The 25,586-nt window shown below is 27.3% G+C and carries 23 protein-coding genes; 13 read left to right on the top strand and 10 right to left on the bottom strand.

The window, feature by feature from the left end; translation table 11 throughout:
- Positions 1-12: 12 nt before the first annotated feature.
- The gene (infA, locus tag K5563_RS00840) at positions 13-234 is read right to left on the bottom strand and encodes a translation initiation factor IF-1 (RefSeq protein WP_012537936.1); all 222 of its coding nucleotides are present in this window, start codon (positions 232-234) and stop codon (positions 13-15) included.
- 169 nt (positions 235-403) lie between these two features.
- Here infA and K5563_RS00835 point away from each other — a divergent pair, with 169 nt between their 5' ends.
- The gene (locus tag K5563_RS00835; protein WP_221037127.1) at positions 404-787 is read left to right on the top strand and encodes a TraR/DksA family transcriptional regulator; all 384 of its coding nucleotides are present in this window, start codon (positions 404-406) and stop codon (positions 785-787) included.
- Positions 788-790: 3 nt separating this feature from the next.
- On the opposite strand, the gene K5563_RS00830 is transcribed toward K5563_RS00835, so the two are convergent.
- Positions 791-1,948 (bottom strand): OmpA family protein, encoded by a 1,158-nt coding sequence (locus K5563_RS00830; protein WP_221037126.1) that lies wholly within the window; start codon positions 1,946-1,948, stop codon positions 791-793.
- A gap of 163 nt (positions 1,949-2,111) precedes the next feature.
- Here K5563_RS00830 and malQ point away from each other — a divergent pair, with 163 nt between their 5' ends.
- From malQ to K5563_RS00810, 4 genes are all read left to right on the top strand, one after another.
- Positions 2,112-3,596 carry a 4-alpha-glucanotransferase gene (gene malQ / locus K5563_RS00825; RefSeq protein ID WP_221037125.1) on the top strand — a complete coding sequence of 495 codons (1,485 nt, stop codon included), beginning with the start codon at positions 2,112-2,114 and terminating at the stop codon, positions 3,594-3,596.
- 82 nt (positions 3,597-3,678) lie between these two features.
- Positions 3,679-5,511 (top strand): putative glycoside hydrolase, encoded by a 1,833-nt coding sequence (locus tag K5563_RS00820; protein ID WP_255571067.1) that lies wholly within the window; start codon positions 3,679-3,681, stop codon positions 5,509-5,511.
- A gap of 26 nt (positions 5,512-5,537) precedes the next feature.
- Positions 5,538-6,515, top strand: a complete 978-nt coding sequence (locus tag K5563_RS00815; protein ID WP_221037123.1) for a calcium/sodium antiporter — start codon at positions 5,538-5,540, stop codon at positions 6,513-6,515.
- 68 nt (positions 6,516-6,583) lie between these two features.
- Entirely contained in the window at positions 6,584-8,341 is a 1,758-nt protein-coding gene (locus K5563_RS00810; protein WP_221037122.1) for a hypothetical protein, read from the top strand.
- Between the two features lie 10 nt (positions 8,342-8,351).
- On the opposite strand, the gene K5563_RS00805 is transcribed toward K5563_RS00810, so the two are convergent.
- The gene (locus K5563_RS00805) at positions 8,352-8,519 is read right to left on the bottom strand and encodes a hypothetical protein (protein WP_221037121.1); all 168 of its coding nucleotides are present in this window, start codon (positions 8,517-8,519) and stop codon (positions 8,352-8,354) included.
- Between the two features lie 74 nt (positions 8,520-8,593).
- On the opposite strand from K5563_RS00805, the gene K5563_RS00800 reads away from it, so the two are divergent.
- On the top strand, positions 8,594-10,189 hold the full coding sequence (locus tag K5563_RS00800; protein WP_221037735.1) for a hypothetical protein: 1,596 nt from the start codon (positions 8,594-8,596) through the stop codon (positions 10,187-10,189).
- On the opposite strand, the gene alr is transcribed toward K5563_RS00800, so the two are convergent.
- The 4 genes from alr to K5563_RS00780 form a co-directional block, all read right to left on the bottom strand.
- On the bottom strand, positions 10,181-11,281 hold the full coding sequence (alr, locus tag K5563_RS00795) for an alanine racemase (protein WP_221037120.1): 1,101 nt from the start codon (positions 11,279-11,281) through the stop codon (positions 10,181-10,183). The two genes, K5563_RS00800 and alr, sit on opposite strands and share 9 nt — an antisense overlap.
- Positions 11,282-11,416: 135 nt before the next feature.
- Complete coding sequence (locus tag K5563_RS00790; protein ID WP_221037119.1) at positions 11,417-11,827, bottom strand: hypothetical protein; 411 nt, start codon at positions 11,825-11,827, stop codon at positions 11,417-11,419.
- 230 nt (positions 11,828-12,057) lie between these two features.
- Positions 12,058-12,240 carry a hypothetical protein gene (locus tag K5563_RS04270; RefSeq protein WP_255571065.1) on the bottom strand — a complete coding sequence of 61 codons (183 nt, stop codon included), beginning with the start codon at positions 12,238-12,240 and terminating at the stop codon, positions 12,058-12,060.
- A gap of 27 nt (positions 12,241-12,267) precedes the next feature.
- A complete protein-coding gene (locus K5563_RS00780; protein WP_221037118.1) occupies positions 12,268-13,401 on the bottom strand; it encodes a hypothetical protein in 1,134 nt (377 codons plus the stop codon).
- A gap of 63 nt (positions 13,402-13,464) precedes the next feature.
- On the opposite strand from K5563_RS00780, the gene secA reads away from it, so the two are divergent.
- The gene (secA, locus tag K5563_RS00775) at positions 13,465-16,164 is read left to right on the top strand and encodes a preprotein translocase subunit SecA (RefSeq protein ID WP_221037117.1); all 2,700 of its coding nucleotides are present in this window, start codon (positions 13,465-13,467) and stop codon (positions 16,162-16,164) included.
- Between the two features lie 17 nt (positions 16,165-16,181).
- The gene (locus tag K5563_RS00770) at positions 16,182-16,793 is read left to right on the top strand and encodes a superoxide dismutase (protein WP_221037116.1); all 612 of its coding nucleotides are present in this window, start codon (positions 16,182-16,184) and stop codon (positions 16,791-16,793) included.
- A 91-nt stretch (positions 16,794-16,884) separates the two neighbouring features.
- Here the strand turns inward: K5563_RS00770 and nagB are convergent, their stop codons facing one another.
- Complete coding sequence (nagB, locus tag K5563_RS00765) at positions 16,885-17,688, bottom strand: glucosamine-6-phosphate deaminase (RefSeq protein ID WP_221037115.1); 804 nt, start codon at positions 17,686-17,688, stop codon at positions 16,885-16,887.
- A gap of 35 nt (positions 17,689-17,723) precedes the next feature.
- On the bottom strand, positions 17,724-18,929 hold the full coding sequence (gene nagA, locus K5563_RS00760) for an N-acetylglucosamine-6-phosphate deacetylase (RefSeq protein WP_221037114.1): 1,206 nt from the start codon (positions 18,927-18,929) through the stop codon (positions 17,724-17,726).
- Between the two features lie 170 nt (positions 18,930-19,099).
- On the opposite strand from nagA, the gene fliD reads away from it, so the two are divergent.
- The 5 genes from fliD to K5563_RS00735 all read left to right on the top strand — a co-directional run bounded on the left by fliD (position 19,100) and on the right by K5563_RS00735 (position 25,298).
- Positions 19,100-21,100, top strand: coding sequence for a flagellar filament capping protein FliD (gene fliD / locus K5563_RS00755; protein WP_221037113.1), 2,001 nt, complete (start codon positions 19,100-19,102; stop codon positions 21,098-21,100).
- Between the two features lie 126 nt (positions 21,101-21,226).
- Positions 21,227-22,213, top strand: a complete 987-nt coding sequence (locus tag K5563_RS00750) for a flagellin (RefSeq protein ID WP_221037112.1) — start codon at positions 21,227-21,229, stop codon at positions 22,211-22,213.
- A 125-nt stretch (positions 22,214-22,338) separates the two neighbouring features.
- Entirely contained in the window at positions 22,339-23,457 is a 1,119-nt protein-coding gene (locus K5563_RS00745) for an ATP-binding cassette domain-containing protein (protein WP_221037111.1), read from the top strand.
- Between the two features lie 7 nt (positions 23,458-23,464).
- The gene (locus tag K5563_RS00740; RefSeq protein ID WP_221037110.1) at positions 23,465-24,367 is read left to right on the top strand and encodes a proline/glycine betaine ABC transporter permease; all 903 of its coding nucleotides are present in this window, start codon (positions 23,465-23,467) and stop codon (positions 24,365-24,367) included.
- A 34-nt stretch (positions 24,368-24,401) separates the two neighbouring features.
- Positions 24,402-25,298 (top strand): glycine betaine ABC transporter substrate-binding protein, encoded by an 897-nt coding sequence (locus K5563_RS00735; protein WP_221037109.1) that lies wholly within the window; start codon positions 24,402-24,404, stop codon positions 25,296-25,298.
- Here the strand turns inward: K5563_RS00735 and yidD are convergent.
- Positions 25,287-25,580: a membrane protein insertion efficiency factor YidD gene (gene yidD / locus K5563_RS00730; RefSeq protein WP_221037108.1), complete on the bottom strand. Its 294-nt coding sequence runs from the start codon at positions 25,578-25,580 to the stop codon at positions 25,287-25,289. The two genes, K5563_RS00735 and yidD, sit on opposite strands and share 12 nt — an antisense overlap.
- Between the last annotated feature and the right edge of the window lie 6 nt (positions 25,581-25,586).

The raw sequence follows: 25,586 nt of genomic DNA, 5'->3' as shown, positions 1-25,586 counted from the left end.
TATGAACTTAAGTTATTTTTCTCTATAGACTATTCTTCCCTTTGTAAGATCATAAGGTGATAGTTCAACCTTTACTTTATCTCCAGGGACTATTTTTATGAAATGTTTTCTCATTTTACCAGATAGGTGAGCTAGAACTAAGTGCCCATTTTTAAGCTCCACTCTAAACATTGTATTTGGTAAAGATTCTTTTACAATACCTTCGGTTTCAATAGCTTCTTCTTTAGTGTTCAAAACGTCTCCTTATTATTTTTAATAATAGAATAAATTGTACACAATTAAGAGTATCATTGCAATTAATTTTTTGTAAAAATTAATGTACTAGTTTACATTATATGGGATTTGTTTATATAATTACACGGAGTTTTTTAAAAATTGTAATTTATTATAGGGAGGTAATATCATGCAGAAAAGTAATTTTGAGCATGAATTTATTGAAAAGATGAAAAATTTTCTTTTAGAATCAAAAAAAGAAATATTAAATTCTATAAGATCTGTTGAGAATAGCAAAAGAGAAATAATTAATAATGATATCCATTTAAAGGATATAATTGATATTGCATTTGACAATATGGATGGTAATAATCTTGAGGCTTTAAGTTTTGTAGAAAAGAAGAAGTTACATTTAATAAATCAGGCACTTTATAGAATTTCACAAAATACTTATGGTAATTGTTTGGCTTGTGATAAGGGTATTGCAAGAGAGAGACTTGAAGCTATTCCTTATGCATTTTTGTGTATAGATTGTCAAACCAAAAAGGAAAAAAAGATCAGAAGGTCTGTTTAATATTTAATTGTTTAGAATTGTAATTTCTACTCTTCGGTTTTGTGCTGATAAGGGAGATGAGCTTGCATACTTAGGTTTTTTAGCACCCCATCCTTTGAAAAATATTTGGTTTTTGTTTTTTACTTTCGTTTTTAATAAATAGTTTCCAATTGAATGAGCTCTTTTTTCAGACAGTTCTTGCATGTCTTGATCTGTGCCAAATTCTGCCGTATGTCCTTCTATTAGAATGTTATTATCTTTAAATTTTGTTAATAAATTAGCTATGTGGTTTAGTTTGTTGTATTCTTTTTTAATAATTTGAAAAGAATCAGGATAGAATTCGATATCTAAGCTTAATTTGATACCATTTGCATTTTTTTCTATTTCAATAGAGTTTATCTTATTTTCATTAACATATTTTTTAATTTCGTTTTCTACTGAGTTGTCATTTGGCAATTCAATAGAGATTATTTTTCCAGATGAGTTTCCAATCATTTTAATGTTATTGTTTTCATTTGCTATTTCAAATTCATATTTATCTTTGTATTGATATATATTTCCTAATTTTGAATCAAAATGAATTATTTGGTTAACTTTTTGGGAAAAAAATGTATTTTTCACATTATATTTAGACTCGTAATTTGAGTAGATTATATCATAATATTTGTCACCTATTTTTTCCTTTCCTTTATATGTATAATTTACATCAAACTTTATAACGTAATCTTTTATTTCTTTTGAAATCTCAGATGCTTGAACGTATTCTTCTGCTGGATAGGTCCAAGTTTCATTTATGGCTATAGGTTTTTTTGGAAATTTGGGAATACCTCTAACAGAGGGTCTTTTTTGGTTGCTATTAATTTTATATTCACCTTGTTTATTAATACTAAAATTTCCTTCAAATTCTTCTTTTAGTAGGAAAACATCACTCTCTTCATTTCTTTTTAATATTCTAAAATAAGATTTAATATCAGCAAAGTTGTTTTTTACGTCTTTTATTTCACTTGAAATTTGGATATTGGTTTTATTTTTTGAATTAAATATTCCATTTAGATAGATTGTTTGATCATCTGTAGTTTCTATTCTAAATTTAGTTCCTTTTGTGTATTTAAATTCTAATATTTCAGATGAAAATGCTAAAGTGTTTGCTACAAATAGTAATAAAACAGTTTTAGTATTCATTTAATAAATTATATCATAATTAAGATTTTGTTTATTCAAAATATTTTATTAAATATTTTGAATAATGTATTGTGATTATATATTTTAGTTATAATAATTGTATATTAATAATTTTTTTAAATAATTAATTAATTAAATAATTAATTATTTTGAGGTATAAAAAATGAATAGAAAGAGTGGAATTTTACTAAATATTGGTTCTTTACCATCTAAATATGGTATTGGTGATTTAGGTCAAGGAGCATATAAGTTTATAGATTTTCTTGCCGCTTCTTCTCAAAGTTATTGGCAAATATTGCCTTATTCACCTCCTGATTTTTTAGGATCTCCTTTTCCAAGTTGTTCTGCATTTGCTGGTAATATTAATTATATTGATTTAAATACTATTAGTAGATTTATTGATATGGATTTAAGCACACTTGAATGTTTAAAGAGTAGATATATTGATTATGATAATTTAAGGGCTAAAGAAATTGTTTTAAGAAGTGCTGCACTTAATTTTTTGTGTAGAGCAACAATTGAGGAGTTGAATGCTTTTGAGAAGTTTAAAAAATCTGCTGCTTATTGGCTTTTAGATTTTGCAAGTTTTGTTGTTTTTAAGGATTATTATTCTAAATTTAAATCTCCAAATCCTTTCAATCTTTTATTTAGTAGAGAAATTTTAAAAAGAGATACTAAAGCTTTAGCTAGGCTGAGAGAAAATCTTGAGATTGAAATACAGCTCCAACAAGTTTTACAATATTTCTTTTTTTCACAATTAAAATCTTTAAAAAAATATGCGAATAATGCTGGAATTAAAATAATAGGTGATATGCCCATTTTTGTTTCTTATGATTCTGCTGATGTTTGGGCTTATCAGAAATATTTTAAGTTAAAATTTGATGCAAGTAAAGATAAGATAACAGGTATGCCTCCTGGCTGCTTTTCTAAGAAAGAATATCTTTGGGGAAATGCAGCTTATAATTGGAAAGCTTTAAAAAAAGATGGTTATGAGTGGTGGATTAATCGTATTAGTTTTCTAAGTAAATATGTTGATATTATTAGAATGGATTATTTTAAGGGATTTGTATCAACTTGGGAGATTTCTGTAAAAGAATCTTCAGTATTTAGTGGACGATGGGTCAAATGTCCAGGTAAAGATTTTTTTAAGCATGTCCTAAAAAATAAGTTGAGTCATTTAAAAATTTGGGTTGAGGACCTTGGAGAAGATCTTGGAGATACATTTAAATTAAGAGATTATTTTAATTTTCCTGGCACCAAAGTTATGCAATTGGCATTTGATTCTGATTCTAAAAATATATATCTTCCTCATAATTATGTAAGAAATTGTGTTGTTTATACAGGTACTCGTGATAGTTATACTATACGTGGATTTATTGATTCTATTGGCATTGAGTATAAAAAATATATTTTTGATTATTTTAATACTAGTGAGGATGCTATTGTTTGGGATATGATAAAATCTGCAATAGCTAGTGTTGCAGATAATGTAATTATTCCTATGCAAGATTATCTTGATGTTAATATTGATTTGAGGATGCATATGCCTGATATAATTTTTAACAACTTTAGAATATTTAATGATGATTTAAGCGATGATTTAAGCAAGAAGATAAGTTATATTACAAAACTTTATGGAAGAAGTTAATAGTCAATTTAATAATTTGTTAAAATAGTATTTATTTTAAAAAAGGTTGGAATTTATTTTTATGAGACTTAATACATGTATAATGTTTTTATATGTAATTTTTTTGTTATTTGCTTATTTTTTTTTATGTTTTCGGTTGCATTCATTAGATGAAGATAGATATTTTAAAAATAATGATTTATTTTTTGTTCACAAAGGTGCTTTGTATAAAAAGAAGAATAATGCAATACTTAAGATTGAACCTGAAGGTTTGGAAACCAGATGGATATATCCGTTTGTAAGACCTGTACCTAAAAGAATAACTTCTATTTATGAAGATTTTTATTCTTCAAATTCCCTTTTAACAACTAGTGATTCTGTTTATATTTCTAATAATTATTTTAAAAATTTTGTTAAATTAGTTGGTAGTGAAAAATTTAATAAAAATTCTTATATTACATCAAGTGCATTATCTAGAGGAGATAATAAGTATATTGCTATTGGAACTTCTAATAGTGGCATTTATTTGAGTGTTAATGATAATTTAGATTTTAAAAGTTTAAATTCTTTAATTTCTAAAACGTATTTAGGTGCTGGTTATTATGATGTGATTAGTGCGATAGAGTTTGCAAAAAATAATACAAATGAGTTGTATTGTTCTTATGGAGTTTATGGAGATATTCTTTTAATTAATACAGTGTTAGGGGTCATTAAAAAATTGAATTTTCCCTTTAATAAGCAGATAGTTCGCATTATTGATTTGTCAGATAAAAAAAAGGAAAAACTTTTATTTAGAACTTATGATAATCATTTTTATTCCTATGTGGATGGAAAATGGGCATTTTATGATCAATTCTCTGTTTATGAAGAAGATTTTGGTAAAAAGTCAGCAAGAATGAATCTTGCTTCTAATAAGGGTTCTATTTATTTGACAGCTTATACTCTTAGTAATAAAAAATCTGTTGAAGAGAGATTTAAGTTTATAAAGCGATTGGGTATGAATGCTGTTATAATTGATTTTAAAGATGATAGTGGTATTTTAACCTATTCAAGTAAATTAGATGTTCCAAATAAGATAAAAGCTGTTAAGAATTTACTAGATGTACCTTATATCTTAAGTAAGGCAAAGGAATTTGGAATATATGTTATTGCCCGAGTTGTTGTATTTAAGGATGCAAAGCTATATACTCATAATAATTATGAATATGCTCTTTGGAATAAAAAGACTAATCGACCTTGGGGGAACATTATAAGGGTTAGCAATGGTGATGGTTCTTTTAAGTTTGTTCAAAAAGAATATTGGGTAGATATCTTTAATAAAGATATATGGGATTATAATTTGCATATTGCAAAAGAAATTGAGTCTCTTGGAGTTGATGAAATTCAATTTGATTATATTAGATTTCCAACAGATGGTCCTGTATCTCTTATAACGTCAAGATTTAATAAATATAATATGCAAGCAATTGATGCACTTGAATCTTTTTTAATTATGGCTAGAAAAAGTGTTGCTATTCCTATTTCTGTTGATATTTACGGAAATAATGGATGGTTCATTACAAATAGTATTGGTCAAAATATTGCTATGATTTCAGATTATGTTGATGTCATTTCGCCCATGTTTTATCCTTCCCATTATACTAATGATTTTTTAAAGAATGAATTGTATTATACTACTAGGGCTTATAAAATCTATAAAGAGGGTAGTAATAGAGCTTTTATATTTTCTTCTGGTCGAGTGATAATTAGGCCTTATGTTCAAGCTTTTTTGCTTGGTCAGGAGCGTCGAGTGAGTAAGGAAGTTTATTTAGAATATTTGTCTCATCAGTTGAAAGGTATTAAGGAATCATTAGGTAATGGCTTTAGTTTATGGAATGCATCTAATATTTATTATATGATTAAAACTAATCTAAGTGAGTTTTTAGATTTTTCTTAAAAATATTATTTTAGTAGGAGATTTTTTTGGAATTGCTTTATTTTTTTTATATAGCACTTGGCATATTTTTATTATATGTTGGTGGGAATTGTCTTTTGAAGGGTTCTGTTAATATTGCTTCTTATTTTCAAGTACCCCGTCTTTTAATTGGTGTTGTAATAGTTTCATTATCAACTAGTGCTCCAGAGCTTTTTACAAGTTTAATAGCATCGTTTAAGGGTGCCAATGAAATTATTGTTTCTAATATTATTGGTAGTAATATCATTAATATTATTCTTGCACTTCCTTTAACAGGGCTTTTTTTAAGGATTGAAACTGATTTTAAGAGACTTAAATTTTCTTTTATAATTTTATTTTTATTGATGTTTCTTCTTTTATTTTTGTCTTTTGATTTTAATTCGTGGTCTTTTTTTAAGGTGCCTTATTATAGAATCAGTGCATTTATAATGTTTATTATATTTTTATTATATCTGTTTTTGTTTTATCGAGAGGAAAAAAAAAATCATTTTATTACAAAAGATTTAAACGATTTGAATTGTAATTATGGTTTAAGGTTTTTATTTGTTAATATTTTTATTTTATTGTTAAGTATATATTGTTTGTATTTAGGTTCAAAGCTTTTAATAGATAATTCAATATATGTTGCACACAATATTTTTAATGTTAGTGAGAAAGTTATTGGCATTATTGTTGTAGCCTTTGGAACCAGTATACCAGAGATTGTGGTTTCTATTTTTGCAGTGATTAAAAAGGAATCTGATATAGCCATTGGAAATATTATTGGAAGTAATATATTTAATATAGGGTTTATTTTATCTATTAGTACTTTTATAAGTCCTGTACTTATGAGTGATATTTATTTGGTTGACTTTAGTATAATGTTTGCTGTTTCTTTAATTTTATTGTTAATAGTAAGATTTAAAGGAGCTTTTAGCAGAGGACCTGCTATTCTTTTTTTATTTTTATATATTTTATATAATTCGTTTTTATTTGGTGTTTTTTAATTTTAATAATGTTATTATTATAATGTCATATTATTTTTGTTTTTATATGAGAGGCTCAAACGTATAAAATGAAAAAATTACCTGAAATTTTTTATCTAAATGATAAGGAAGTTGATATTTTAATTTCTCAAATAGGAATTTCCTCAGATACTCAGAAAATGATTTTAGGTATTATTTTGGAATGTAATCAAAATATTATAGATTATGCTAGTTTTGTTGAAGATTATTCTGTTAAAATTCGTGGTCTTAAAGGAGAATTAGATTTTTTATTTAGAAAACTTTATGAAGTTAAGAGAGGAATTATTATTAATCAGGTGATAATTCCGACTGGAGAATTGGTACCTTACCAGATAGTAATAACAGATGAGAATAGTTATGATTTTTATTATTATGCTATAGAAGATTTATTTTTAAAGCATTATGTGGGTATAGAACTTTTTACTACTTTGTTTACAATTAATAATATAGATAAAGATTTGTTAGCTTTTGAAAAGTCATTTATTAATCTTGCAGATTCAGATATTAATTTTAAATATTTTCAAGACAATATTTCATTTAAGAAGATATTTGTGTTGGATTCTTTGATAATTCCTTCTCGAAAGAGCTTATATTTTATTGAATTTATTAAGAGGGTTTTATTTAAAGTTGCTTCTAACAGAATAGTGAAAGATATTTTACTTAGAGCTAAAAATTTAAAGCTTAGTGAATATGATAGGATTTTAGATGACAGTATTAATAATATTGGAGTTATTTATAATATTCTCTTAGCTATCTTAGAAAACAAGGATGAGATTTTAAGTAAGAAGGGTATTAATATTTCTAAAAATTATTTTACATTTTTAAAAATATTAAATACTTATATTGTTAATGAGAAGAATTTAGAAGAATTTAGAAATTTAGAAAACATTAAAATTGATGAAACTCTAAAATCGATTGAAAAAAAAATGGAATTTAAACCAGAATTTGTCAATATAGAAGAATTAAAAAACATTCTTAAAGAATATTCTAAAGAATTATCCGAGCCTGATCATTTTTTAAAATTGGCCGATGAATACTTTTTTCAATCTAGTATTAAGGGTTCTTTACCTAAAGTGTTTAGTATTAAGCGTGGTATGTATTTATATAAACCATGTGCTTATTCTATGTTTTTAAAAGAATTCAGTCAAATTTTAATTGATGTTAAGGAAAAGTTGAGGAAAGAATTTTTAAAGATTTTGAATAACGATAAAAATTATTCTGCTGTTATGACAGAAGAAGGTCTTGAAAAAATTTTGATTGAATTTGTTATTAATTATGATATAAATGGTTATTGTTTAAAAAATAAAGTAGCATTTCTTGATTTTATTGTCTCTCATTATAGAAGAGTTTCTAAAATACAAAATATTCAGATGAATCTTAAGGATGTAATAAAAACCGAGGCTTCAAAGTATTTTAAGAATAGTAATACATTTTTACCGCTTTATAAAATTTATAAGATTGACTTATTTAGTCTTTTAGATTCTGCTTATAAGGATTTACCCTTATTAAGGAAAATTGTGTTATTCTTAACAGGTAAACATCAAAGCTATAAAGAGGCTTTGTCTAGGTTAGATTCTAAAGTTGTGTTTAAGAGTCAAGTTGGACTTTTTGATCCAAATGAAAGAGTGAAAAGGCAATTAGAAAAAAGGCGCAAACAAAGAGAAGAGATGAGAGATAGAATTAGGAACTTTCATACTAAGAAAGATGAAACAGCTTCTCCCCAGATTCAGCCCATGAATAAAACCTATACTAAAAGCGAACAAGATGAAGCTTGGTCAAAATTTGAAGATCAATTAAATAAAAAATAGATTTTTAAATTTAAAATAAATCTTTAGGCTTTCTTGCTGTATTTTTTGATGCTTGACATTCAGCATAATGCCTTATCTTACCATTTTCAAATTTAGACTTCATTATAATTTTTCCGCCCCATCTGCTTAATAATTCCTGAGATCCACCTCTCTGGGCATTTTTAGAAATTTTGGCCATCTTAAACCCCTTATTATATTAATTTATTGTATAATAAATTTATCAAAATGAAGTTGATTGATCAAGGAATTGTTATGTTCTTAATAATATTTTTTATAACCCATGCTCTTTTTTCAAAAGAAGTTTACTATGGATTTGCTGATTATGATATTAATTATAGGATAATAGGTAAGTATGAGATCAGTAAAGAAGAGGCTAGTGAAGAGTGTGGATATAAATTCATTTATGATGATGACAAACTTGTATTTGTTGATTATATTGGAAAACTTAGTGTTTTAAGGCCTTCTTTTTTTTGTGCAAATCAGGTAAAAATAGAATATTTTGGGAATGTAGAGAGGAGAACATTTTTAAATGGGGGTTTTGCTGCTAAGAATTTAAAGGATGTTTATGTTGAACAAATAGAATATTTTTCCACTAGAAAACCGAAAAATATTTTCAATTATAATAAATCTAATGAAATTATGAGGGATAAGTATGGAGTTGCTTATTATCATTTTGTATATAATAATGATAATAGTTTTGATGTTTATAGATTTAATGAAGTTGGTTTTCAAATTAAAGATTTAAATAATATTTATTATACTAAAATTAATTATGATAATTCTGGTCTGACAAAAACGGTTTTATACTATGATGATAACAATTATAATATAAAAGCTAAAAATGGCATATATGGTTTTAGATTAACTTATAATAGTAATTTTAATATTGTTAAAGAAGAGTACTTAGATCAGTTATCTTATTTGTATTCAAATCCTTTTTCTGTTGCAGTACGAACGTATCGTTATGATGAGAGTGGTAATGTTATTGAGATTTTAAATTATGATATTAAAAATAACTTGACCCCTGATGAGAATAATGTAGCAATATACAGATATGAGTATAATTTAAAAGAAAGAGATTATTTTTATAAAGAATATAATTATGATGCTAATAACAATTTGACCATTAGTCAGGATGGTTATGCAATGAGAAAGACCATTTTTTATATACAGAACAATGAAAAAAGGGTAATAAATTATACTAACAAGATAAATAAAAATTATAGTGATTCCATTCCTGCTAGTTATGAAGAAAAGTATGAAATAATGGATAGTTTTAATGGTATTGCAGTTTATAGTTATAAATATGACAATAAATTTTATTTAATTGAAAAACTTTTTTTTGATAAGAATTTTAATTTAGTAAGTGATGCCCACGGAGTGATGATTTATAAGTATGCTTATAATGCAGTTGGACTTCTTGAGTCCCAAGAGCATTATGGAGATTTTGATAATCCCATAGATGATGTTGCTGGTGTTTTTAGATATAAATTTATATATGATGATGATGGAAATCTTATTGTAAAGAGTAATTATTCTAAAAGTGGAGTTTTGGTTGCAGATCTAAATGATATTTTTGAATATGCTTATGAATATGATAGACAAAATAGACTTATTAGTCAGAAAAATTTTGGAAGTTTGGGACAATTACAAGATGATATTCATGGTGTTAGTATGTATAAATATGAGTACAATAAGTTTGGGAAACTGTCACAAAGGACAAATCATGGTCCGGATTTAAGACTAAGAGATGATATTGGGGGTATTTCAGTTTACAAGTGGATTTATAATAGTAAAGGGAACTTAGTTGATTTTAAAAAATTTGATTCTTTAGGTAATTTAATATAAATATTTTTTCTTATTATTTTTTCCAATTGAGCAGAGTATTTCATATTGGCTCATTTTAGATTTTTTGCTAAGTATATTTAAGCTTAATCTTTCAGATATTATTTCTACTTTTTCTCCTATATTGATTTTTAGATCATTGGGTATTTCTATAATTGAAATATTCATACATATTTTCCCTCTAATAAAACATTTTCTATTTTTGATTAAATAGTAGAAAGTATTTGATGTGTTTTGTGGTATTCCATCAAAGTATCCAACTGGTACAAGTCCTATTTTCATATCTTTTTTTGCAGTAAAGGTACCAGAGTACGATATTTGATCGCCTTTTTTGATATTTTTAATAAATATGATTTTTGAATACAAGCTTAGTACGGGTTTTAGTTGTAAGTTATTATTTGTTTTATTGGGATTTGAGTAGTATCCATATAAGATAAGACCTGGCCTTATCATGTTAAATTTTGCATTTATTGTATAGTTTGCTATGTGTTCTGAGTTAGAAACATGGATATATTTTGGAGTAATATTTTTTTTTTCAAGTTCATTTATGAGGTGAATAAATTTTTCGATTTGCGATTCAGTTATTTTTTTATTTTCTGTTGTAGGTAAATGTGTACAAATTCCTTCAAATTCAACTAATTTTGAAGTTTGTATTTGCATTGCTAGATCAAAAGCATGTTCTATTTTGATTCCATATCTGTTCATACCAACGTCAACTTTTAGATGAACTTTGATTTTTTTATTTTGTTTTTCACATTCTTTTTCTATGAGTGATAAGTATTTAGAGTCAGCAACAAAGGGTGTAATATTAAACTTGACTAGATTTCTAATTGAATTTTGATCTGTATTAATGTAGAGCAATACCCTTGCATTATTATCTATTTTTTTAAGTTTTAAAGCATCATCTATCCAAAAGAGACCAAAATAACTTATTCCTCTTGTTTTTAAAAATTTGAATGTTTGAATAAGCCCATGTCCATAGGCATCTGCTTTTAACGTAGCTATTAATTCTTTTTTTTGAACATGATTCTTGATTGATATTACATTATGTTCTAGATTTTTAAGGTTTATTATGATTTCTTTATTTTTAGTCATTTTATATATTGATAGTACATCATATCGTTAATGTTTTACTTTTTTATTACACTGAACTATATTTTTCATTTTTCTGTTTATAATTATTTTTATTCTTAGTCTTTTTTATATTTTTATAGATAATAAATTTAGATTTTAAAGAAAGGGTGCTCTTGCTGCAAAAAAGTGAATTATTCCAATAATTAATGCAAAAATTCCTATTACTTTTTTATTATTTTCAATAAAACATTTAAATTTTCCACATTCTTTATTATTTTGAAGAATTACAGGTATTTTTTGTCTAAAAATAAAACCAATTAAAAACAAACTTATAGCAGGGAGTAAGTTTCCAATTATTGGCAAGTCATAAGGTATAATTATTTCAAAGATGCTAACTATTAAAGATACTATTCCAAAAATGCTTCTTACTTTTTTGTTATCTTGAATTATATTTACAAAATCTTCAAAGATTATTAAGAACTTAAATTGTTCTCTTAAAATTGGAAATGCTAATACTATTCCTCCCAAGATATTTACTAAAACTGATATAAAATATATTTGCAACATCTTTTATCCTCCAAGAACTAATATTTACTAAAATATGATTTATAGCCTTTATTATTGATGATCACTATATTTAATAAATTTTCGTTTTTATATGCAACATTAGTATATAACGTATAGTTAATCTTGTCTATGTAAATTATGGATTTTCAATGATTTTGTTATCTAATAACACTTATATATTGGCTTTTTTTAAGTAATTTTTATATTGATTTTGATGTATCAATTATTGTTTATATTTTATGTTTTATTACTATAGTAGAATAGTATCTACTTTTTGATTTTTTTAATTTAAGAATCAATATGATTTTGATAATTATTAACATGATTACAAAAATTATTCCAATGATTAGATGTTTTTTTATCTTTTTTTCATTCCTTTTTTTTATTTCTTCTTTCCAATTTTTATTTATCATAAGCATAAATATTAATTATTTGAATATTTATAGTTTAAGTAAGTTATTTAAATTCCACCAATAGACGCTGACCCCACTTTTTGCTCCATAAAGTATACTAAGTATTCCATCTTTAGATAAACTTTCTGCAAGAAATTTAAGATTTGGTGGTTCAATTAAGATCATCTGCTCTTTTATTTTGCCCTTATTATCTAGTTTCCATATTAATGTATTAGATAGGTTTTTCATGTTAGTAGTGGCTATTATTTTATCTTTTTGGATTCCAATAATATTGATGAAACTTTCTTGTTGATCTTCTAATATATTTTGGGGTAGAGTGATTTTGTTTTTAATTTCAAATTCTTTGTTTTTGTTTAAGCTTATTGTATAGAAATATTGATTTTTAATTCTTATTCCAAGGTCATTAATGTTTTCGTTTGTTTTAATATTTTCATAGTGGGTTGTCTTGACATAAATTATTTTTTTGCTCACGTCAAAAGATACTTTATCTATTGATATATTATATTTTTTTATTTCGTTTTCTGGTATTTTTAATATGTTTGTATTTACATAAATTTTGTAAAGAGGTGAGAAAGTTTGGTCATAAGAGTATATTATGTATCCTTCATGGTATATAGTTATGATTGCTATATTGTTTCCTTCATCTATATTAATATCATAAACCTGTGGAAATGGTGTTCCATTTTGTCCTTCTTGTCCCAATACTGCTACGGATAAATCTTTACTTAAAATAAATATTTTTGTAGAGTATGTTATATTTTCTTTTTCATTAAATTTAGATTTTTTATGATCTATTTGGTCTGATACAACAATAAAGTCTTTTGATGGATAAATAGCTTGAATATTTTCAAAGTCTATTTTTTTGATTTTAAGATCATAATTTGTTTTAAAGATGCCATTTTGATAAGTTTGAATTAATTTGCCATAAGAATTGAAAATCATTAATTTATTTGCTTTTGTTTCTACAATATATACAAGCCCATTATATGTTTTAATATCAAATCTTGAATTTATAAATTTGTTTTCAAATGGTGTGATTTCTCCAGGCAGTGTTCCAAATGGAATTTCAAATTGTTGTTTTCCAAGCTCGTTTAAAGTTTTGATGTTACATGATATAATAAAAAGAAATAATTTTAAATAAATTGTATAAAACTTTTTCATGTTTTAGATGTTATTATTTTAAATAGTTGAAAGTCAATTATTTTAGGAGAATTGATACCTGATATGTTAAGAGCTATCTTTGAATCAACTATTGGTTCAAAAAATAAAAGAGATTTAAAAAAATATCTTCCTATTTTGAGAAATATTAATAAATTTGAGTCTTGGGCATTGTCTTTATCAGATGAGGATTTTGCCAGGGAAACTGATAAATTTAGAGATGAACTTAAGAGAGGTAAAACTTTAGAGGATATTTTAGAAAGAGCGTTTGCTCTCTCACGAGAAGCTGCTAGAAGGCGACTTAGAGAGAGACCCTATGATGTTCAACTTATTGCTGGACTTGCACTTCATCAGGGAAAGATAATAGAGATGAAGACAGGGGAAGGTAAAACTTTATCCTCAGTTCAGGCTGCTTACCTTAATAGTTTAAAGGGTGATGGAGTAATTATTGTTACTGTAAATGATTATCTTGCAGAGCGTGATTCTAATTGGATGAAACCAGTTTTTGACCTTTTAGGAGTTAGTGTTGGCGTTGTTTTATCTAATATGGATTCTGCTAGGAGAAAAGCAGAGTATGATAAGGATATTACTTATGTTACAAATAATGAGCTTGGATTTGATTATTTACGAGATAATATGTGTTTTGATTTATCTCATAAATCTTTAAGAAATTTTAATTATTGTATTATCGATGAAATTGATTCTATTTTGATTGATGAAGCTAGGACTCCTTTAATTATTTCAGGTTCTACTGATGGAGATACTAGTGCTTATCTTGAAGTTAATTCTCTTGTTTCAATTTTAAAAGAATGTTCTAAGGACCCAAAAACTGGAGATTATCCTTTAGAGATTGATGAACTTGATGGAGATTATACGATTGATGAGAAAGGAAAGAGAATATCTTTTACAGCAAATGGATTAAATAATCTAGAGAAAATTTTAGTTGAAAAAGGCATAATTCAGGGTTCTATGTATGTTGATTCCAATTTTAATTATGTTCATTATATGACTCAAGCACTGAAAGCTCATTTGCTTTTTTATAAGGACAGAGAATATATTGTTGGAGATTCTGGAGTTGAAATTGTCGATGAGTTTACGGGACGTATTTTAAAAGGACGCAGATATTCTGATGGGTTGCATCAAGCTATTGAAGCTAAAGAAGGTGTTAAGGTTGCAAGTGAAAATAAAACTATGGCAACAATTACATTTCAGAATTTATTTAGGATGTTTAACAAAATTTCTGGTATGACTGGTACAGCTGATACCGAGGCAAAAGAGTTTCATAGAATATATAATCTTGATGTTGTAGTTGTTCCTACTAATAAGTTGGTATCAAGAATAGATGAAGATGACATTATTTATTATACTGAAGAATTTAAATTTAAAGCAATTACTGATGAGGTTTATGAGGCTTATAAGAGAGGTCAACCTGTTCTTGTTGGAACTGTTTCTATTGAAAAATCAGAAATTTTATCAAATATGTTTAAAAATAAGGGCATTAAGCATGAAGTTCTTAATGCAAAAAATCATTTTCGTGAAGCTTTAATTATTGCTGAAGCAGGAGCAAAATATTCTGTTACAATTGCGACTAATATGGCTGGACGTGGTACTGATATTAAGCTTGGTGGAAATCTTGAGCATCGGATTCGCAAAAAAATTGGTACAGGTGTAAGTTTTGAAGAATGCCAATTAGCTATACAAAGTGAGAAAGAGGAATATCTTAAGGATTATGAGGAAATTAAGAGTCTTGGTGGACTTTATGTAATTGGTAGTGAACGTCATGAGTCAAGAAGAATAGATAATCAGCTTAGAGGTCGAGGGGGAAGGCAGGGAGATCCTGGACGATCAAGATTTTACGTATCACTTGATGATGATTTGATGAGGCTTTTTGCAGGGAATAATTTAAGAGTTTTGATGGGCAAGCTTGGAATGGCAACAGGTGAGCCCATTACACATTCTTTATTAACAAAATCCTTGGTTAATGCACAAAAGCGTGTAGAGGATAGAAATTTTGAGATTAGAAAACATCTCTTAGAGTATGATAATGTTATAACAAATCATAGGGAGTTTATTTATTCCCAAAGGAACTCAATTCTTATTGATAATAATATTAAGGAACGTATTCTTCTCACTTTAAGAGAATATCTTGATTTTTTATTTGACCAAATTAAGGGAGAGGTGGTTACAAGTTCTATATTAAATGAAATAAATTCAGTTTTTGCTTACATGATGGGAGATATTGGCTCTGTTGATACCATAAGTATTTTATCTTTGAAAGATAAGTTAATGAAAATTGCAAGATCTAATTTAGATACAAAAGAAGAGCTGATTGGAGCTGAACTTTTAAATGAATTTTTAAAACATGAATATTTAAGGAATATTGATTCTAAGTTTCAAGATCATCTTGCAAATCTCGATTCTTTAAGAGAGTCAGTTTATTTGAGATCTTATGCTAATAAAAATCCAATTACTGAATATAAGGAAGAAAGTTTTACAATTTTTAGTGAGCTTGTAAAAGATATTAAGGTTGAGACATTAAGGCGGACTTTACAGATGAAAGTTGATCTTGATTCTAGTGGTAGTTATAAAAATAAAAAGCCTAAGCGTGTTATTGCTACTCATAATCAATTTTCAAATATTGCCATGAGAGAAGGAAATGATGTATCAGGAGCGCAAATAATTAGAAATGTTCCTAAAATTGGAAGAAATCAACCTTGTTATTGTGGTAGTAAAAAGAAATATAAAAATTGTCATGCAAAAGACTAAAAAAAAAGGAGGATTTTATGTTTCAATTACCAGAACTTGGTTATAATTATGATGCTTTAGAACCGTATATTGATACTGAGACAATGAAATTGCACCATACCAAACATCATAATGCATATACTATGAATTTAAATTCTGTTCTTGAAAAAACGGAAATAAATTATTCTAGAGATATTGAAAGTATATTAAAAAATATTCATCGTTTTCCCAAGGAACTTCAAACTGCTATTAGGAATAATGCTGGTGGATATTCTAATCATAATATGTATTTTAGGATTTTAAAACCTGGAAATAAAGATAATATTTTGAAAAATTTTGCAGATCACGTAAATAGTACTTTTGGTAATCTTGATAATCTTAAGATATCTTTAAAAAATTCAGCTATGAATATTTTTGGAAGTGGTTGGGCTTGGTTAGTTCTTCATACAAATAAAGAATTACAAATAATATCAAGAACAAATCAGGACAGTCCTTTAATGGAGGATTATAAGCCTATTTTAGGTATTGACGTTTGGGAACATGCTTATTATCTTAAATATCAAAATAGAAGAGCTGAATACATTGATGGATTATTTAAGGCTTTAAATTGGGAGGAAATTTCAAGAGTATATAATGAAATAATAGAATAATTTTTATGCTAAAAATTTCATAAACTAGGCATTAAGGAATATTTACTCTTATGCTTAGTTTGTGTTTCTTTGTATAGTTATATGATAGGTTTTATATATCATTATTTAAGTTGTTTTTTTCGATGTCATTAAAATACTTTACTGTTCCTACTTTTAATTCATATGTTGCAGGTTCATCTGATACTATAATTGCATTTTTATGTAATTGAAGAGCACTAATGGTCCACATATGATTTATTCCTTTTTCAATAGCATGTTTTAATGCCCTTGCTTTATTATGGCCATTTACTATAATCATTACTTCTTTTGAATCCATAATTGTTCCTACTCCTACTGTTAAGGCGCTTTTAGGCACTTTATTAATATCATTTTCAAAGAACCTTGAGTTTGCAATAATTGTATCTTGAGTTAGAGTTTTAATTCTTGTTCTTGATTGCAGTGATGATCCAGGCTCATTAAAGGCAATATGACCATCAGGTCCAATTCCTCCTACAAAAAGTGTAATACCGCCGTAATATTTAATTTTTTTTTCATATTCTTCACATTCAATAGTAAGGTTAGGTGCATTACCATTTAATATATGTACATTTTCTTTTTTTATATCTATATGGGAAAAAAAATTATTCCACATAAATGAACAATAGCTTTCAGGATGATTTTTATCTAATCCTATATATTCATCCATATTAAATGTAATTATATTTTCAAATGATATTTTTTTGAGTTTATTCATCTCAATTAAATTTTTATACATTTCAATGGGTGAACTTCCTGTTGGGAGTCCTAAAATGAATGGCTTTTCTTTTGTTGGTGAGAATTCTTTTATTCTCATGGCTATGTGGTTAGCTGCCCATTTTGAAACTTCTTTATAATTAGATCGAACTATTAATCTCATTTTTCTTTCCTCATTTGTATATGATATATATAAAATTAAAGTTTATTAAAAATTATTTTTGATTTTATCATTGTTAATTTTAAATCCAAGTTTTTATCAAGGACATTTATATTTGCATCATAGCCATGGCATATTAAGCCTTTTTTTTCAAGATTAATTATTCTTATTGGATTGTATGAACTTGCTTGAATTGCATCGCTTAAGCTGTATCCAAATTCTACTAAATTTTTAACTCCTTGTATCATTGTGAGTGCTGAGCCTGCTATTATATCGTTTTCTACAATATGAAATAATCCATCATCTTTAAGGTATACTTCCTCTCCATTAGCTATTAATTTGCCAGATTTTTGTAGCGTTGGAGTTAATCCATCGGTTACAAGAATTAATTTACTTATATCCTTAAGTTTTCTAAGCATTAAAACTAGTTTTGGATGTATGTGGCATCCATCAGCAATAAGTTCACACGATATATCTCCATGAATTAAAACAGCTCCTATTGCATTTGGATTTCTGTGGTTAAGTTGTGACATTGCATTGAAGAAGTGAGTTGTATGCAGTATTCCGACTTGAAATCCTTCGATCATATTTTCATATTTTGCATTAGTATGTCCAGCTTGAAGTGTTATGTTATTTTCCATACAAAATATTGCTAGTTCTCTCATGCCTTTAAGCTCAGGTGCAACTGTCATTGTTGCAATATTTGTTTTTTTTCTTCCAAAAGAATCTATAAAAGTACCACCTGCGGCATCTATAAATTTTTTCATGATCTCAATGCTTGGATTTTGAAGATAAGATGTAGGATGGACACCCTTTTTTTCAGGAGAGAAAAAGGGTCCTTCAAGATGAAGCCCTAAAATTTTTGCGCCTTTTTCATTGCCTATTGCTTTTGTACATGCTTTGATTGTCTCAATCATTTCATCAATTGGACGTGGATAGAGTGTTGGTAAGAATCCTACTACTCCATATTCTGCTAAATGTTGTGACATTTTAATTATTGAATCTGTTGAGCATTGATCGGTTCCATAGCCGTGAAATCCATGTATATGATTATCGTAAAGACCAGGTGTTATGTAGTTACCTTTAACATCAATCATTTCATATTTTTTTAAATCAATTTTTTCAAGTCTATCGGCTGTTACGATATCAAAAATCTTACTGTCTTCAATTAGGACAGCTGAATTGTCTATTTTATCATTTCCTGTCAACACAGATTTTGCATTAAACAAACAGAAATTTGGCATGCTCACTCTCCCATGAATTAAATTGTACTATAAGCATATATTTTTTTAAATATTTTTGTTTATTTAATATGTCTTTTATTAGATGTTTATTTTTTGTTTTAGAAATGTAATATAATTTTATTTGATTTATGTATTTTTATGTTAGACTTTCTAGGTAAAGGGGTATTTCAATGTCTTCTGGGTTTTTTGTTCCAGGTGTGGATAATAAATATAATACTAAAGAAATCCGTGAGTCTATGCTTAAATCTTATAAAGCTAAAGTAGATTTATCTGTAGAGAAGCTAGAGAACTTAGAGCAAGAAAAATATGCTTGGCAAATGATTAATAAAAAAATTGCCACTCTAAATTCGCTTTCAAGGCAAATTACGTCTCTTAATAGTCCTTTTAATTATATGTCAGGTAATTCTAGTAATAATGATATTCTTTCCATATCTGCTCGGTATGGAGCCAAAAATGAATCTTATAAAATCAATGTTAATCAAACAGCAGGTTGTGATGTTTTTTTATCTGAGAAGTTTAAACACAAAGAAGTTAGTATTCCTGAAGGAGACTATATATTTTTAGTTGGTAATAAAGAGATTAAGGTTAGGAATAATGGAGATATTGAATCTCTTGTAAAAGATATTAATAATCGGGGTAAGGGATTTTTATCAGCTAAAATTATAAAGAGTGATAGTTCTGGTAATAGTAGGTTAGTTTTACAATCCTTAAAGGAAGGAGAAAATAATAAACTTATTATGAAAGATGAGGCTTTAAAGCTTGCTAAACAGATAGGTATTTTAAGTGAGCTTACAACAAATTTCAATCCAAATTTAGTAGAAATTGTTAATAGTCAACAAAATAGTAGTAATAAGATTTATCTTGATGAGGATAGTGTTGTTTTAGAGCCTCTTTCAGAAATTACGATAAGTATTCCAGATAGTATTGAGATTAGTATCAGAAGTAAAATTAAATTTGAAGTTAAATATTATGATACAGATAGCAATGGTGTTTTAAATGAGATTATTTTCAAACCTGGGGATGCTACATTTGAGGATGCTAAAGTTGAAAGTGAAGATAGCATAATTGATCTTGATTCTGATCATAAACTTCCTTTAAAAGAGAAAAAGTATATTCAAATGAATATGGTTAAACTTAATGGTAATACAGGTTCCTTAGAGTTGCCTCCAATAAATGTTGCAAGTAATTTTGAAAAAGTTGAAGTTGAAATTGGTTCGCTTTCAGATTTAAAAGAGATTAATATCGAAAATAAAGTGAATAATAAGGTTTTTGTTATTAAAAATATTGAGATTTTTGATCCAAAAAATAGAGATGGTTATTTGCCAATAAATGCAAAGAGCTTTGCAGAAAATGCAAAGATAAAATTTGATGGAGTTGATGTTGAGCGTGATTCAAATGTTATTAATGATTTGATTCCTAATGTTACATTAAATTTAAAACAAGCATCAGATGATACTATTGTTGCTAAGGTTGAGCCTGATTATGATGGGATTAAAAAACTTTTATTAGATTTTCTAATAGCTTATAACGAGGTTCTTGCAGGGATTAATATTGTAAGTTCAAATGAGAAGAATTTAGAAGGTCAAAAATTAGATGTATTAGAAGAATGGTCTTATTTAAGTGATGAGGAAAGGGAGAGGGCGTCTAAAAATTTAGGGATCTTTAGAACTGAATTTGCATTAAAAAGTCTTAAATTAAGATTAGAAGCGATAATGTTTAATGCTTACAGGACCAATGATCCTGATTTTTCAATCATCAATCAAATAGGAGTGTTTACTAATTCTATGTCTTCATCAGGAGGTCTCTCTCGTTATTTAAAGCTTGATGATAAGAAGTTTGATGAGATAATAAGAGGCAATATTAATTCAGTAAAGGAACTTTTTGCATTTGATTTTAATGATGATCGCATTTATGATGATGGACTTGCTAAGATGCTTGGCGATTATCTGTCTTCTTTAGTAAGTTCTGGAGGATTTATTTATGATAAAATCAGAAGTTATGATCTTAGGATTTCTAATCAAAGAAATGTTGTTGAAGATTATAAAAAGAAATATGAAGACAAGGGTAGAAAGGTTGAAGGGGAACTTAATACTTTAGATTTTACTATTAAGAAAATGAAGGAGCATGAAAACATTCTTAAATCTTTGAATTTCCAAAGGCAAAATAAATAACTGATTTAATTTAAGTTGATTATTATATTTATTTTTTTCTTATTTTTGTGATATCCTTTTTTAAAAGGACAAATGGATTTGTCTAAAATATCAAAATTATATTAATTTACACGGAGGGAATTTTATATGATTATAAATCATAATACGTCAGCTATAAATGCTTCTAGAAATAATGGCATTAATGCTGCTAATCTTAGCAAAACTCAAGAAAAACTTTCTAGTGGGTATAGAATTAATCGTGCAGCTGATGATGCTGCTGGTATGGGTGTTGCTGGTAAGCTTAATTCTCAAATTAGGGGATTATCTCAAGCTTCTAGAAATACTTCAAAGGCTATAAATTTTATTCAAACAACAGAAGGAAATTTGAATGAAGTAGAGAAGATATTAGTTAGAATGAAAGAACTTGCTGTTCAGTCTGGTAATGGTACATACTCAGATGCAGACAGAGGTTCTATTCAAATTGAAATTGAACAACTTACAGATGAAATTAACAGAGTGGCTGATCAGGCTCAATATAACCAGATGCATATGTTATCTAACAAGTCATCTGCTCAAAATGTAAAAACTGCTGAAGAGCTTGGAATGCAACCTGCAAAAATTAACACACCAGCATCACTAACTGGAGCACAAGCTTCATGGACATTAAGAGTTCAAGTGGGTGCAAATCAGGATGAAGCAATTGCAGTTAATATTTTTTCAACTAATGTTGCAAATCTTTTTGGTGGAGAAGGTGTTCAAGCAGCTCCAGCTCAAGAGGGTGCACAACAGGAAGGAGTTCAACCAGCTCCAGCTCAAGGTGGAGTTAGTTCTCCTATTAATGTTACAACTGCTATTGATGCTAATACATCACTTACAAAGATTGAAGATGCTATTAGAATGGTAACTGACCAAAGAGCAAATCTTGGTGCTTTCCAAAATAGACTTGAGTCTGTTAAAGCTAGCACAGATTATGCTATTGAAAACTTAAAAGCATCTTATGCTCAAATTAAAGATGCAATAATGACAGATGAAATTGTTGCATCTACAACCAACAGTATTTTGACACAATCTGCAATGGCTATGATTGCACAAGCAAATCAAGTGCCTCAATATGTATTGTCATTGCTCAGATAGATTTGATTTCGGAATAAGGGTCTTTGACAGACCCTTATTTTTATTTGTCTTAATTAAAATTCTGATATTTGAGTATTATAATATTGATTTATATGTAATTGTAATGTTTTCATTAGGAGTTTGCTTTGTGTAAAGCTAGTGTTAGAGTCCGCAATCTTTATAAGACATTTTCTTATCATAAAAACAAAAAACAAATAGTTAAGGCTATAAAGAATTATGAAAATGGTCAATGTAGAACTGACATTTACAAGGAATCTTCTGTTTTTATTGCAAATGCAAATATCAGTCTTGATGTTTATGAGAATGAAATTTTAGTTATTATGGGTATGTCAGGTTGCGGTAAGTCTACTTTTGTTAGGTGTTTGAATGGCATATACAAAATAGATTCTGGATCTATTTTGGTAGATAATATTGAAATGAATGATATTAATCAAAAAGATTTATCTGCTTTAAGAAAAGATAAGTTTGCCATGGTTTTTCAGAATTTTGGGCTTTTTCCACATATGAATGTTTTAAGGAATGTGACTTATGGACTTGAAGTTAAAAATATTCCTAAGGAAGTAAGGACACAAAGGGCTTATGATATTTTAAAGCTTGTGGGTCTTGAAGATTCTAAATATAAATATATCAATGAGCTTTCAGGAGGAATGAAGCAAAGGGTAGGTATAGCACGAGCTTTGGTAGTTAATCCCGATATACTTTTAATGGATGAAGCTTTTTCAGCCCTTGATCCTTTAATTAGAGGAGAAATGCAAGGTGAGCTTTTGAGATTGGTAGACAAGTTAAAAAAAACAGTTGTGTTTATTACTCATGATTTAATTGAAGCTTTTAAATTAGGTAATAGAATTGCTTTTATGAAAGATGGAGAGATTGTTCAAGTTGGTAAGCCTTTGGAAATATTAAGGGATCCAAAGACAGATTTTATAGCTAATTTTATTGATAATCTTCCTGTTTTAAATATTTTAAAAATTAAGGATATTATTAAAATGGATTTTGCTTTTAATGATGATCCTAACAAATTTAATGTTCTTCTTGAAAAAGAAGGTGATAATTTTAGTTTGTATAGTTTGTCTAATGGTAAAAAGTATAGTAATCTTATTGCTTTAATTTTAGATATGAATGATGAGATAAAAAGTATTGTTAAGTATTTAAATAGGATGGAGTATTTGATTATAAAAGGAGAACAAGGTAATATTATTGGGTATATTGACTTGGAGGAGATTGCTAGCTTATTGGCAAGATAGGTAATTTATGACTAGAGATTCCATAGTTTCTAATATAGATAAAGCTTTTAGTTTTTTTGTTGATAATTTTTCTCATTCTAATGGCATAGGATTTGCAAAAGTTGTCATTTGGTTTTATGAAAATTTGAAAAGTCTATTTCTTTTTATTAATCCTGTCCTTTTTATTGTTATTATTTGTGTCTTAAGTTTTTTATTTTTAAAGAAAAGATTAGCTTTATTGATTATGTTAGGTTTTTGCTTTATTTTGTATTTTAATCTTTGGGAAGTTTCAATGGATACAATATCAATTATTTTTGTATCTGTATTTTTTTCAGTAATTTGGGGAATTTTGATAGGTATTTTAGGTGGATATTATTCAAAATTTTATGTATTTTTGAAACCATTTCTTGATTTAATGCAGGCCATGCCTCCGTTTATTTATTTAATACCAGCTATACCTTTTTTTGGCATGGGTACACCTTCAGCTATTTTTGCTACAATAGTTTTTGCTATTCCTCCTGTTATTAGATATACAAGGCTTGGAATTGTTCAAGTTCCAAGTGAAGTCATTGAAGCTGCAAAATCTTTTGGAAGTAGTAATGTTCGTATTCTTTTTCAAATTCAGTTGCCATTGGCGCTTCAAAGTATAATTGAGGGAATTAATCAGTCAATAATGATGGCAATCTCTATGATAGTAATTGCAGCTATGGTTGGTTCATCAGGGCTTGGTAGAACAGTAATATATTCTGTTGAAAGATTAAATTTTGGTGAAGGTTTAATATCTGGATTAGCTGTTGTGATTATAGCTATTATCTTAGATAGAATTATGCAGGCTATTTTTATTAAGTTCAGTTATTTAAATACTGATAATTATGGAACAAAAAAGGAAAATAAATTCAAAAGGTTTTTAGAAATGTATAATAAAGAATAATTTTGTTTTTATACATTAATAGGAGAATTGGGTTATGAGAGTTTTATTGATATCTGTTTTTATAAGTTTGATTTTAATTTTATTTTCTTGTGATAAGGATGATAGTCTTAATAATAATAACTCCAAAAATTTGAAATTAATAAAGATTGCTTATGTTAATTGGATAGGAGAAACAGTTGCTACTAATATTATGAAAGTTGTTTTTGAAAAAATAGGATATAAAGCTGAGATATTTCCTGTTACAACATCTGTAATGTATCAGTATTTAGCACTCGGACAGGTAGATGGTATGGTGTCTGCATGGGTTCCTACGGCTGATAAATTTTATTATGAAAAATTTAAAGATAAATTTGTCGATCTTGGCGCTAATTATGAGGGTACATTACAAGGGTTTGTAGTGCCAAGTTATGTAACAATATCAAGTATTGTTGAGCTTAAAGGTAGAGGTTCTGAGTTTAAAAATAGAATTGTAGGAATAGATGCAGGAGCTGGAACACAACTTTCTGTTGAAAAGACACTTAATATTTATGGTTTAGATAAAGAATATGAACTTGTTTCTTCAAGTGAAAGCGTAATGCTTTCAAGTTTAGAGTCTGCTATTAAAAGAAAGGAGTGGATTTTAGTTCCTTTATGGAAGCCCCATTGGGCATTTGCCGAATATGACATTAAATTTTTAGATGATCCTTTATTGGCAATGGGAGGGCCTGAGAGTATTCATTCTCTTGTTAGAATTGGACTTAAGGAGGATGATCCTGATGCTTATTATTTGTTTGATAATTTTTATTGGAATGATGACTTATTGTTGCCTTTAATAGAGAAAAATTATAAAAAATCTGGACACGAATATAGGAATGCTGTTGAATTTGTTGATATTCATAAAAATTATGTTAAAAATTGGGTTCCAGATAAATATAAAATCTTATTTGATTAATCTTTTTTTAAATTCCTTTAATGAATTTAATATTGGATTTTGAATTGATATTGTTTCAAAACCCCCTTTAAATAGTGCATTGCATCTAATGAGTCTTAGTGTAATTAGAATTGAAGCTGTTATGATGTTGTATTGTTTTAGACATTCTAATGCGTAATTTGAACAACTGGGTTTGTATATGCACTGAAAGCCAATAATTTTGGAAAAAGTTTGTTGATATATTTTAATTAATAATATAAGTACCAAGTTAGGCACTAGTAAAAGTTTCGTTAAGATATTCATCATAGT

Source organism: Borrelia sp. HM (assembly GCF_019669085.1).
Lineage (GTDB): Bacteria > Spirochaetota > Spirochaetia > Borreliales > Borreliaceae > Borrelia.
This window is presented reverse-complemented; position numbering and strand designations above follow the sequence as displayed.